The organism is Raoultibacter timonensis, from assembly GCF_022845715.1.
Lineage (GTDB): Bacteria > Actinomycetota > Coriobacteriia > Coriobacteriales > Eggerthellaceae > Raoultibacter > Raoultibacter timonensis.
On record NZ_AP025564.1, the window covers coordinates 3,488,274 to 3,501,017 of the forward strand.

Sequence of the window (12,744 nt, forward strand, 5' to 3'; positions counted from 1 at the left end):
ATAATCAGAATAAAGAGCTTTACGTGATTCGAAATATTCCCCTTGATCTGCTGTAACGTTGGTGATCTCACCGTTATTGCGCCGTGCTGCGCCCGTTGCGGGAGCGTTTCGAGCACGACAACTGAGCGCAAAGAACCCCGCCGCGCATAGGCTCGCGCGACGGGGCTCGGTTCGGTCTGGTTCGGTCTGGTTCGGTTAAGTTCGGTTTAGGTTGCTTTAGCTCGGCTTCGTGCGGTTCGGGCTGAAGTGAACCGATCGGCTATCCGCGTTGCCGTTTCCTCGCGAAGATCGCGATCGCACTCAGGCCCGCAAGGACAGCGAGCACTGCGGCAGAAACCGCACCGAGCGGATCGCCCACCTGGGGGATGCCCTTCTTCGGCGTATCCTTCGGCGAGGTGTCGATGGGCTTGGGAGTGTCGCCCGGATCCTCAGGGTCGGGGTTTTCGGGCGGATCCACCGGATCGGGCGGATCGACCGGATCGGGCGGATCGGGCGTATCGAGCACTTCGAGCTCGAAAGACGCTGCGGGCTTCTCAAGCTCGCCGGCGTTGTGCGCATCGGCGGCCCTCGCGGTAATCGTCGTCGTTCCCACCGCAAGGGGCGTAACCTCGCCCGTTGCCGGATCGACGGTCGCCACGCTCGGATCGCTCGATTCCCACGCAAGCGTCGGGTCGTCGGCGAACACCGTCTCGGTTGCGGGCAGCACCGTACCCTGCGAAGCGAACACGTTTCCCGGCTCGGCAGCAGCCGAGAACGAGCCGTCTTTCAGCTCGACAGTCGCTTTGTTCGATTCGAGCGCAGGTGCCGTAACGGTAAGATCGTTCACCAAACCGGTAAAGCGGCAAGCCGCAAACGATGCGTCGCTCGCGCCCGCGATCACCGGATCGATCGATTGGGCAGCGATGCCCGTATGCACTCGCTCAAGCGTGAGCTGCGGGTTGTTTTCCGCAACGGGATCGATTCCGTGAAAGTCAATGCCGTAGAATTTCACCTTGTCGGCCGAAACGGCATCCATCTCAACAAGGCTGTCCTTGCCGAACGGCACAAGATCCGCCTCGGCAAGATCGCCGGCAAAGGGCGTCGACGCATCGCCGGCCGCCCTGATGAGCACGTAGGGGTCGGCCGTGTCGCAAAACGTGGCTGAAAAAGCCGGGACGTCGAACGAGGGAACAACACCGTTTTCGTCGGCGACGATTCGGATATAGGCCTTCGTAGTCCAACCGCGGCCCGACCTCGCATCCATCGTCGTCGTGTCGGCTGGATAGGGCTGGGCCACCCTCGTCAGCACGGTATTGATGCCAGCAAGCTGCGATTCGACCGACTTGTAGGCACTGCCCGATCGCACGATCCACGACTTGTCGACGATGTCGTAGATCGGATACGCCACGTTGTCGGGAATGGCGGAAAGCGAATTGTATATCTTGATCGTATCGGTGGTATACGTGCTCGTGCTCGTGTTCATGACCGCATAGCGGTACTCGGCGGGCACCGTGAGGTTGCCGAGCGAATAGCTTCTCACCGTGATGTAGTTGCTGGCATCGTCGGTGACGAGCGGACCCTTGAAGGCGGCGTCGCCCTGACGCAGTTGGCCCACCGTTGCAGCGGTCGTGTGATCGAAGTACAGGCGCTTGGTCGAGTTCGCGTTGAGGAAGGTGATCTTGCCGACGTTGACGTTGGTTCCCGCATTGAGCTGCAAGTAAGCGTACGCGCTGCTCGTCTTCACGTTGTCGATCGTGATGTCCTCAAGGTTCACCTGCCCCGTGTTGGCGAGCACCATGTTGATGGCCGAGCGGTTGTTGGACGATCCGAAGTTCTTGATCGTGCAGTTCTTCATATAGAAGGGCTTGTCCCCCGCGCTAACGGAGATCACGTAGTGGCCGCGGCTGCTCGCAGAGGACATGCCGTTGTTCTGACCGTCGAACACGAGGTTCTCGTAGCGTACGTTCGCATCGTTGACCAGATACCGCTCGAGGCCCGGAGTCGATGTGCGCGGAGCCTTGGTGAATACCGCGGGATTCGATCCGCTCGGATCGGCGAGGCCGACGATGGCAAGGTTGGGGCCCGTTAGCGCCGTGTAGTTGTTCACGTGCTGGTTGTGGAACGTGCCGCCCTCGACGAAGATGGTCACACCCTCAGCCGGATAGACGCGGCCGCTCAGAAGCCCGCCCGCCCCCGTGAGGCCGCCGCCTGAATTGAACAGGCCATCCTCGCAGTAGATTATTCGAGCGGTGAAATCCTGTCCGCCATAGGATACGGTCGTCGTTTCGTCGGGCCCGTAGGCGGCGTAGATCGGATCCTGCGTGAGCAGGTAGTACGCGCGGTTCTCAGCTGCGTACGGAATGGTCGACTCGCGATATTCGCGCTTGTTGAACATCTCGTTGCTGCCAGCATCGGCCAGCGTTTCGGGGGCGCTTCCGTCGAGCATCACCGTCGCATGCGCCGTCGGGGGAAGAACCATTAAGAGAAAAGCCGCACACGCTGCCACGATAAACGTAAGAACAGGCTTGGCGAATCTCGAAAAGGCGGTGTCGAAAACCATAGCATCCCTTTCGATAGAGTGTAATAACTTACGTAGGATAGCATGATTTTTCAAATTAAGGAAGTTATTACTAAATAACTTCCAACTTCGGATTGAAGCGCGCGAAAAAACGCCGGCACGCGCTTGCATGCCGGCGTTTCCCCGTTCTATCGTCGTACAGGCTTATCTGCCTTCGCCCCGAGCCGAGCGCCTGCGGAGGATGATCGCAACCAGCATGCCGAGCACTCCCACCGCAGCAAGACCCGCAAGCGTTGCCGGACCGAGCACCCAGGCCCGATCGCCCGTTTGCGCGAGCACCTTGGGAACCTGCGGGGTTTCCGGCGATTGAGGTGTCGGCGGTTCGGGCGTTTTCGGGCTCGGCTCGGGAGGTTTCGGCGTTGCGGGCTCAAGCTCGTTTTCCAGCGTAATCTCTATCGTCTGGCCCCCTTGGCTGTACGCGACCTCGAACGCATGGGGCGTCCAATCGAGCTTGTAACCCTGAGGCGCTTTGGTCTCGATAAGGCTGTACGATCCCTCGGCAAGCCCCGTTACCGTTGCGCGGCCATCGGCATCGGTCATGATGCCTTCCTCCACGATGGCGCCCATCGTATCTTGAATCTCGAACTCGGCACCTGCAAGCGGATTGCCATCCGTGTCGGTTTTAAGGATACGGAGCTCGCCTGCGAAGCGCTCGTTCACGTACGGGGGCAAAACGAGGGGATCGACGATCTTGGCGCTGTCGCTGCGATAGGAAACATCGAACTCCAGCGGCTCTCCGAGCACGTAAGGATACGGCGCTTCGATCTCGCTCAAGCGGTAATGGCCGGGTTCGAGCCCTCGGATGACGATCGAGCCGTCTGCCGCCGACTCGAGATCGAGCGGGGCAGGAAGATCGGCGACCGCAGTCCACGACGAACCGTCAAACCGCTCGAGCGCGAACTTGGCTCCGGCAACGGGATCGCCGTCGGCATTCTGCTTCACCATGCTTACCTCGGTCAGATCGTTCTCGAGTTCGAAGGGAGTCGAATCGGCTTTGAGCTCGATTTCGATCCCGTTCGCCAGCTCCTCGCTCATAGTGTATCCCGGTGCGGGTTCGACTTCTTTGAGCGTGTACGTTCCCGTCACGATGCCCGCATAGGTTATGGTACCGTTCTCGTCGCTTTGAGCGACGCCGCCGACGGGCTGGCCGTTCGCGTTGAACAGCTGGAACTTCGCTCCGGCGAGGTTCGCGCCGTCCGCATCCACCTTGTGGATGACGAGATCTTTGCGCGTCCCTTTCAGAACGCCTTCGCCCTTGTTCAGCTCAACGAGCACGCTGCTCGTCGTGTTGTCGTCCACCTCGATCTTGTTGGTGCCCGTGATCTTCGCCGTATTGGTCGTTTGACTCATGGGGTTGTTCGAATCAGCGTAGACCGTTGCGCGGTAGCTGATCACGTACGCGCTTTCGATCGTGTTCGCAAAGGCGATCTTGAGCTGCCATTGTCCCGTACCGTCTTGCACGTAATCGACCGTGTAATCCGTATCCTTCTTGAGTACGGCTTGGGGATCGACGGTCAAATTGCCCGCTGCATCCACCGTTGTTCCGTTTACGACAAGCGAATCGAGATCAACCGATTGATTGCTCGATGGCGTATCGGTAACGAGCACGTCGGAAAGCGTCGAGTTCGCGGGGTTCACCGTCAGGTTCCACGAGGCGTAGCCATCCGCATCCTGGATACCGCTCTTTTCGACGAGCGAACCCCCATGCTTCACCGACACCTTTGCCGAGAGCGATATGTCGCCGGAAGTTTCAGCCTCGTTGTGAAGTATTGCCGTATTGTCGTACGTGGCCGCGATGACCGTTCCCGAAACCGAGGTGTCGAACTCGATCCAGTACAGGTTGTCTCCGTCGGGGAATCCGACCGTAAGGGTTTGGTTGTTGCCCTCGCCCGGAAGATCGATGTCGAATTTCGCCATCTGTTCAGGTGTCAGTTCGGTGCCCTTGACGGTGGAACCGTTCGATCGAATCGTGTACGGATAGATTTTGAGCGACCCGTCGACATACGTTTGCCCCGGCAGGATCGCATCTTTGATCGATGCGTTCAACAAGCCGGTTCGCGCGTAGTTGACGAGAACGCTCCAGGTGATCCTCTTTTCGACGGCGTTGTACGATCCCGACTTCATGCCGTTCGAACCGTCGGGCGGCGTGGGTCGATACGTTGCCGTGTAGTCGTTGGTATGCGTCGTGCCGTCTGCATCCTCCCACGTCGAAGCCGCGCTGTTGATGAACGTCTGGCTTCCGTCGGGGGGATTGCGCATTGCATCGTACTTCGTCGTGTACTCCACTTCGAATGCGTGGTCGGTCTTGGCGTACGCGCCCGTGAACTGCATGTTGAACCCGATGTGGTTGCCGTTTGCATCGGTCGAGAGGAATAGGAGGTATCCGTCTTCGCCGAACGATTGCACTTCAGGAACCGTTGTGCCGGCGGTCTTGTCGTATACGACGATCGCCCCCGAGTCGGCTATCGTATGCGAGAGCCCGAGCACGAGCGAATCGGTCAGACGGAAATCCTGCATCTCATAGCGGCTCGTGTTGATGTCGATGGACCACGTGAGGGTCTTCGCGTCCAGATCAGCATGCTTCATCCGCTTGATGATGTTATGCTGCCCGATCGTGATGCTGTCGTGGGCGACCGGCGGGGGCGTGCCCTCGGTAAGAGCCGTGTTCACATACGTCTTGTTGGAATCGACAACGCTCGTCACCTTCGTCTTGTACGTCACAAGTACGGGGTAATCCACGCCGCCGTTAAGATCGACCCTGATGCGGTGCTCGTCGGGATTGTTGGAAAAGGTAAACCTGCCGGCTTCAGCGCCTTCGGCTATGTCGCTGTCGACCACCGCCTTGCCCTGGCTGTCGAACTTCATCTTCTGCACCGTCACCGACCCGTCGACGTACTCGAGATCGGGGTAGTCGCAGATGTCCTCGACCCACGCGCTGCCCGCAGGAATCGCATGGCCGCCGTAGTTGTACTGCACCCTCCACGTAATGGTACGGGTCGAAGGATCGTAGGTAGCGCCCGACTTGTCGAGCGTCTTCCCGAAATGCGCAGAAACGCTAGCCTGCGCCGGCAAGCCCGCCGTTCCCGCCTCATCGGAGTGGAGCACGGCGGTATTCGTGAACGAGACGCCGCCGCCGGTCTGAGGCTTCACATCCTCGTTGATGGTCGTGCGGTAAACGAACCGGTATGCCTTGTCAGTCGAATCGTACGGCGCATTGAGCGCGACGGTCGATCCGTCGGATGATGCCATGTAGTCGGATGCGTCGAGTTTGATCCAGCCCGCACTGCCTACATCGCCCACCACGTTGCCGTAGAAATCGACGGGCACCTGGTACACGTCGACGCCGGCAAAGGTGAGCCCTTGGGGAAATTCCTCGGACACCGAGCCGTTCGTCATCTGCTTGAGGCTCTTGTTCACGTCAACCGACCAGATAACCGCCGTGGGGTTGGTGGGCTGGTCGAAGGAACCCGCCTTCGCTACGTCGCTGTCGGTTGCCGGCGTGATCGTGATGCTCGTCGGCGGAATGTTCTTCTCGTACGGCACTTCGAGCGTGATCTTGCCCGGCTCGCCGATCGTTTCGGCGTTGAAGCCGCCCGAGAAGCCGAGCGTCCCCTCGACGTCGCCTTGGCCGTTTATCGCATCGGCGAAGGCGATGGTCACCTTCGCAGGCGCATCCTTACCCGAGGGGGTCACTTTGAACGTCGCATACACGACGCTCGGATCGTCGGGGTCGGCAAGAGCTACATCGTTGATGCCCTTGCCGATCGAGATATCCTTCGGCAAGTCGAACGAGTAGGTATCGCCCGCCTTGATCTGAGCGGTCACGGTCGCAGGTACTTTCAGGGGGAACATCATATGGATGCGAGAGTCGATCGTCGGATCCTGGCCCTGCGGAAGAGGATTGCCGCTCGCGTCGGTCAGATCGACGGTCATGCCGCCGACGATCGTGCGGTCGGCATCGGGCGTGCCTGCGGGCCAGAGCGTCTTGATGTCAACCGGATTGCCCTCGCGCAACTCGACGGCATCGCCTTGCAGCGCTTCGCTCGAAGACGCTTCGCCTTTATCGCCAGCCTCCAGGATGTCGGTGCCTTCGAGCATGCCGTCGGCGTCTGGGCCGTCTGGAGCATCGGAGCCGGAGTTATCCGCCGCATCCTCGCCTGCGCCCTCGGTATCAGAACCCGCCGCATCGCCTTCGCTCGGATTACCGGCTAAAGCATCGTTGGCAGGATCGCCTTCGCCTGGAGTGGCCGCAGGTTGGCCCAAGACGGCACCCTGCTGTTCGCCTACCGCTTGGGTGGGCTCTATGGTAGTTGGTTCGGTCTGCCCATCGCCTGAGGCGAACGCGGACAGCGGGACGATATTGATCGCCAGCAGCGCTGCCATCAAGTATGCGAGCAGGCTTTTTTTCGTACGGGGTTTCACAACAACCTCCATCAACGGTTGATTAGTATCATGGTTCCATGATGGTGTTTTCGTTGAGCAATCAACATGGCGTTCGTTAACCGATGACGGGCTATTAGCGTATTGTTACTTCAACGATACCGTATCGGGACCGATCATTTACCTTCGTCGCCGTATCCGCCTGGAGCTTCCAATGGGCGCGGCATTCGCGTCGGGCGCAGCAAAGCGAGTGCATGCGCGCGACCCTGATCCGATCGCACGGTGCATACGGTGTACGTGCGGTGCGCGAGAAAGGTTCGCTCGCCTACAGATCGAGTTTGAGATCGCCCGGCTTGATCCAGCCGAAGCGCCTCAGCAGAAGACCGGTCGCCCACGCAAGCACGGCAGGCAGCACGAAGCAGATGAGCACGAGCCCCGCCCAATCGAAGGCCGTGATGGCCGGCTTGAGTCCAGCCGCCACATCGTTCACCCATCCGGTATAGACGCCGATCTGACCGACGAGCCCGCAGGTACCCATGCCCGACGCTACGGCAGGGCCGTTCATCTGCAAACCGAACACGCATGTGGCAAGCGGGCCCGTGATGGCCGCCGCAACAGTCGGGGGAATCCAGATGCGCGGGTTCTTCACGATGTTGCCCATCTGGAGCATCGAAGTGCCAATGCCTTGGGCGACGAGCCCGCCAACACCGTTTTCGCGAAAGCTCATGACCGCAAAGCCGATCATCTGCGCGCAGCACCCCGCAACCGCAGCCCCGCCAGCCAAACCCGTCAAGCTCAGCGCCGCGCAGATGGCCGCCGAGCTGATGGGCAGCGTCAGCGCAACGCCCACGAGGACCGAAACGATAAGCCCCATGAGAAACGGCTGCAGATCGGTGGCCCACATGATGGCACCGCCGACCGCACTCGCCGCAGCTCCGATTGCGGGCGCCCACCACAAGGAGAGGCCGACTCCGACTCCGATCGTCACGATAGGCGTGACGAGAATGTCGATCTTGGTCTCCCCCGATACGGCTTTGCCCGCCTCGGCTGCGAATATGCATACGACCAATACGGCGAGCGGGCCACCTGCACCCCCGAGCTCGTTGGCCGCGCCGCCGACCGCAGCAAGCGAGAACAGCACGAGCGGCGGACACTGGAGCGCGAACCCGATGGACACCGCCATGGCGAAGCCCGTCGCCGCCTTGGCGAAACCCCCGATGGTCACGAGCGCTCCGATACCGGCCTGCTCGCCGACGGTGGAGAGGATCGTACCTATGAGCAGCGAGGCGAACAGCCCCTGCGCCATGGCGGACAGGGCGTCGACGCCGTAGCGTTTGGGCGATATCTCGATGTTCTTGCGGGCGAGAAACCGCTTGACCTTGCCGCCCTGCCCGTTTTGATGCGCATCGCTCGCAACATCGGCGTCGGCGCTTGTTGCGCAACGGGCAGAATCGGATCGCGCTGCAGCGCCGAGCGCTGCCGAACGCACCGTCGATATGGTCATGGTGGTCTCTCCCTCACGCGGCATCCGCCGCACGGCATCGCGCATGATCGGTGTCGCCCGACGGAATCGGACGCATGCCATGCTTTGCAGTCGAGAGACCATTGTATCGCGGAATGCATGCCGGTTCAGGGCGTCGGGCGCATTCGCTTCCCTGCGGCGGAGCAATGCAAGGGACGAACGGACGAACCGTCTGTCGGACATCTGAACGCCGAAGCGCAGCTACGACGTTTCAGCCCTATCCTGAGATTCGCCCATCGCCGAGAACGTGCCGCCGAACGCCTCCGATAGCTCGGCGATCACATCGGCGAACGCCTCAGCGGCATTGTGGTCGATGTTCTCCCCGATACGGTCGATGAGTTTGTCGAGTTCTTCGAGAGCGCGCGCACCCACCGATTCGCCCTTCTCGGTCAGATGGATGCGCAAAATGCGCTGATCGCGCTCGTCAAGACGAAAATCGAGAAAGCCCTTCTTGTGAAGCGCGGCAAGCACCGTTTTCGCATTCTGGTGGGAGCAGCGGGCTTTACGGGCCATGTCGCCCAGGGAGGGGCGCTCTTCGAACGAGCGGATCATGGCAAGGAACATAACCTGCCTGCCGGTCAGTTCATCGAACCGTTTCCTGCCCATCTGTTCGATTTTCTCGGAAAGAGCCAGCGCGTCGTCGAACACGCGATAGTATACCGATTCGTTATGACCACCAGCCACCTGCCACCGCCCTCGCCGAAGGGAAACCCTTAATTGATACTTTATTTATAGTAAATATACCGCATTCGGGCGGCATTCCGTACCAGAATATATAATTAATTACCAACATTGAGAATTTTCGCATATATGGAAGTTATTATGTTTATGCGGGGTATGATAAACATAATACAGGCAGAACTTGAAATCGTGCCTACCGCATCGAGCGTATGCCTTCGAGGTCCGCAGGCGAACGTCTGACGGCAACGTGTCGCATCCGCGGCAGAAAACCGCTGTTTTTCGTCGTCGCGAAGCGACTTTTGATTTGCGGACAAGCCAGCCGCATCCAAGCGGCTTGATCTTCCAGATCAGCGACGCGCTCGAGAAGCGCTTTCCTTCGGCCAACTTACGACACGACGAAAATCCTTTGTTTTCTGCCATCTTCGAGCACCCTGAAGGGGGATCCATGCTTTCAGGCAGCGGAGCATCCACCAACCGTCGATGGGCACCGGCAGACCCCGAAGACCGCGTGGCTGCCGATCGGGCTACGAACCCCTCGGCGCAGGTCGTATACCGGGATTACGCCCTCGCGGATCAGGCGTTCTTCTCTTCGAGAATGGCCAAGGCGGCCGCATAGCCCCCCGATCCGTACGAGAGGCATTTCGAGACGCGGGCGATCGTCGTTGCCGACGCGCCGGTGATCTGCTCGATCGCCGAGTATGACTTGCCCGCCGCAAGCAGTCGGGCAACGTCGAGCCGCTGCGACGTCTCCTTGATCTCGCGGATCGTGCACATGTCCTCGAGGAGCGCGAAGATGATGTCGGGATCGTCGAGCTTCGCAAGGGCGAAGGCGAGGTTGTCAACCTCGGGTGTTCTGAGATCGCTCATTTACCTTCCCATTCTCATCAGGCCGTACTCTACCGAATCGACGAGCGCGTTCCACGAGGCCTCGATGATGTTCTCGGAAACGCCGATCGTCCCCCACACGCCGTGCGCATCGCGCGAGGTGATGACGACGCGGGTGATGGCATCGGTGCCCACGTTCTCGTCGAGGATGCGCACCTTGAAGTCCACCAGCTCGATTCCCGCGACCTCGGGGTAGAACTCGGTGATCGCCATGCGCAACGCCGTATCGAGCGCGCCTACGGGGCCGGTGCCTTCACCGGTCGCTACGAAGCGGTGGTCGCCGACGTGGATCTTGATGGTCGCCTCGCTCATAGCGTCTTTCGCACGCGCCCCCGAGTCCTCGTAGTCGTCGACGATCACACGGAAGCTCTCCAAGCGAAAATGCGGTTTGAAATTGCCGAGAATCGCTTGGAGGAGCATGCAGAGCGAACCGTCGGCCACTTCATAGGAATAGCCCTCGTGCTCGCGTTTTTTGATGGTGTCGAGAATCTCTTGGGTCTTTTCGGGCTTATCGGACAGATCGATGCCGAGGCTTTTCGCCTTGGCCACGAGCGATGCCTTGCCTGCGAGCTCGCTCACCAGCATGCGGGTCGTGTTGCCTACCAGCTCGGGGTCGGCGTGTTCGTAGGCTTCGGGAAACCGTGCGATGGCGCTCGCATGGAGTCCGCCCTTGTGCGCGAACGCCGAAGCGCCCGTGTAGGGGTGGTGGGTCGGCACAGCCATGTTGCACGTTTCTGCTACGAACTGCGAAACGGCCGTCAGCTGGCGCAGGTTATCCGGACCCACGGTCGAACGCCCCATCTTGAGTTCAAGATCGGCGATGGTGGTGAGGATATCGCAGTTGCCCACGCGTTCACCGAAACCGTTAACGGTGCCCTGCACCTGCGTTGCGCCCGCCTGCACGGCCGCAAGCGTGCTGGCTACCGCGCAGCCGGTATCGTTGTGGCAATGGATGCCTATCTGCTGGCCGGGAAGCTCCCGCACGACGGCGCGGACGATCTTTTCAACCTCGAAGGGCAACGCTCCTCCGTTGGTCTCGCACAGGTCGATCGAATCGGCCCCAGCGGCGCTGGCCGCACGCACGCACGCCATGGCATACTCGGCGTTCGCTTTGTAGCCGTCGAAGAAATGCTCCGCATCGAAGACGACGCTCACGCCCTTGGATTTGAGGTAGGCAACCGATTCGCCGATCATGCGGAGGTTCTCATCAAGCGACGTGAGCAGCGCGCGGGTTACCTGCTCATCCCACGTTTTGCCCACGATGGTCACGATGGGCGCCCCGCTGCCGAGCAGGTCGGCAAGGCCCTTATCGTCTTCGGGAGCGGTGTCCTTCTTGCAGGTCGAACCAAAAGCGGCGATCTTCGCATGCTTGAGATCCATGTCCTGCACGCGCTTGAAAAACGCAATGTCTTTGGGGTTGGAAGCCGGATAACCGCCCTCGATGAAATCGATTCCGAACGCATCGAGCCGCTCGACGATGCGCAGCTTGTCTTCAAGCGAGAGCGTAATGCCCTCGCTCTGCTCCCCGTCTCGTAGCGTGCTGTCGTATGTCAGTATTCGCTGGTCCATTACGGCTTCGCTCCTTTTCGGATCGCAGGGATCGGGTTCGTTCGGAAGATCGTCCGCGCCCTAAGCGGCGCAGGCCTCCTCATAGCGAAAGGCGAAACCGCTTGGCGCAATCCGCCGAAGCGGTACGGAAGCGGTTTCGCCCTGCAATGCGGCGTATGCTAAATCTCGGTCAGCCAGTCGGCGTATTCCTCGATACGACCGTACACGAGATCGAAGAAGCGCTTCTGGAGGGAACGCGTGATCTCGCCGGGCTTGCCGACAACGCGGCCGTCCACGCTGCCGATGGGGGTAAGCTCCGCAGCGGAGCCGGTCATGAACACCTCGTCGGCAATGTAGAGGTCCGAACGGGTCAAGCTCTCCTCTACCGAAGGGATCTCGAGATCGTCGGCCAGGCACAACACCGTGTCGCGCGTAATGCCCTCGAGCAGACCGTCGGATAGCGGCGGCGTGGAAAGGATGCCGTCGCGCACGATGAACAGGTTCTCTCCCGTGCCCTCGCATACGAGTCCGGCCTCGTTGAGCATGATGGCCTCGGCGTAACCATGCTGCTTGGCTTCGAGCTTCGCAAGGATCGAGTTCATGTACGACGCCGTGGCCTTGATCGCCGGGGGGATGGCGTTGTTCGAACGCTGACGCCACGACGACACGCCTACGGCAACGCCGTTGTCGAGGGCATCTTCGCCGAGGTAGCTGTCCCACGGCCACACTGCGATGGCAACGTCGACGGTAGCGCCCGTGGGGTCGACCCCCATCACGCCGTAGCCGCGGTACACGATCGGGCGGATGTAGCAGGCCGGAAGGTTGTTCTTGCGGATGAGCTCGACGGTGGCATCGCACAGCTCGTCGACCGTATAGGGAAGGTCGATCAAAACCATCTTGCAGCTGCGATGCAGGCGCTCCATATGGTCGCGCAGGCGGAATACGTAGCTCTTCTTGCTATCGGGATCCTGATAGCAGCGAATGCCCTCGAATACGCCCGATCCGTAGTGCAGCGAGTGCGACAGGATATGCGTATTGGCCTCAGCCCACGGCACCATCTCGCCGTTCTTCCAGATGTAATCGACTGGTGTTATATCAGCCATCGCGCACCCTTTCCTCTCGCCGTTCGTGCTGGTTAATGAATCTGTTCATTGTACTCCAATCGGCTAAA

The 12,744-nt window shown here is 60.3% G+C and carries 7 protein-coding genes; all 7 read right to left on the bottom strand.

Annotated elements, in window-relative coordinates; translation table 11 throughout:
• Positions 1 to 259 precede the first annotated feature (259 nt).
• Complete coding sequence (locus MWL89_RS14285) at positions 260 to 2,539, bottom strand: Ig-like domain-containing protein (protein WP_244386915.1); 2,280 nt, start codon at positions 2,537 to 2,539, stop codon at positions 260 to 262.
• Between the two features lie 162 nt (positions 2,540 to 2,701).
• Positions 2,702 to 6,979, bottom strand: coding sequence for a collagen binding domain-containing protein (locus MWL89_RS14290; RefSeq protein ID WP_244386929.1), 4,278 nt, complete (start codon positions 6,977 to 6,979; stop codon positions 2,702 to 2,704).
• A gap of 283 nt (positions 6,980 to 7,262) precedes the next feature.
• Positions 7,263 to 8,441, bottom strand: a complete 1,179-nt coding sequence (locus tag MWL89_RS14295; RefSeq protein WP_244386932.1) for a PTS sugar transporter subunit IIC — start codon at positions 8,439 to 8,441, stop codon at positions 7,263 to 7,265.
• Between the two features lie 219 nt (positions 8,442 to 8,660).
• Positions 8,661 to 9,143: a helix-turn-helix domain-containing protein gene (locus MWL89_RS14300; protein WP_102380008.1), complete on the bottom strand. Its 483-nt coding sequence runs from the start codon at positions 9,141 to 9,143 to the stop codon at positions 8,661 to 8,663.
• A gap of 570 nt (positions 9,144 to 9,713) precedes the next feature.
• Complete coding sequence (locus MWL89_RS14305; RefSeq protein ID WP_102380009.1) at positions 9,714 to 10,007, bottom strand: YerC/YecD family TrpR-related protein; 294 nt, start codon at positions 10,005 to 10,007, stop codon at positions 9,714 to 9,716.
• Positions 10,008 to 11,594, bottom strand: a complete 1,587-nt coding sequence (gene cimA, locus MWL89_RS14310; RefSeq protein ID WP_244386933.1) for a citramalate synthase — start codon at positions 11,592 to 11,594, stop codon at positions 10,008 to 10,010.
• Positions 11,595 to 11,752: 158 nt separating this feature from the next.
• On the bottom strand, positions 11,753 to 12,676 hold the full coding sequence (locus MWL89_RS14315; protein WP_244386934.1) for a branched-chain amino acid transaminase: 924 nt from the start codon (positions 12,674 to 12,676) through the stop codon (positions 11,753 to 11,755).
• Positions 12,677 to 12,744: the final 68 nt, after the last annotated feature.

What these genes read in the sequence shown, in the direction of transcription:
- MWL89_RS14285 (WP_244386915.1), bottom strand. Translation starts at nt 2,539, where the DNA reads ATGGTTTTCGACACCGCCTTTTCGAGATTCGCCAAGCCTGTTCTTACG.
- MWL89_RS14295 (WP_244386932.1), bottom strand. Translation starts at nt 8,441, where the DNA reads ATGACCATATCGACGGTGCGTTCGGCAGCGCTCGGCGCTGCAGCGCGA.
- MWL89_RS14305 (WP_102380009.1), bottom strand. Translation starts at nt 10,007, where the DNA reads ATGAGCGATCTCAGAACACCCGAGGTTGACAACCTCGCCTTCGCCCTT.
- cimA (WP_244386933.1), bottom strand. Translation starts at nt 11,594, where the DNA reads ATGGACCAGCGAATACTGACATACGACAGCACGCTACGAGACGGGGAG.
- MWL89_RS14315 (WP_244386934.1), bottom strand. Translation starts at nt 12,676, where the DNA reads ATGGCTGATATAACACCAGTCGATTACATCTGGAAGAACGGCGAGATG.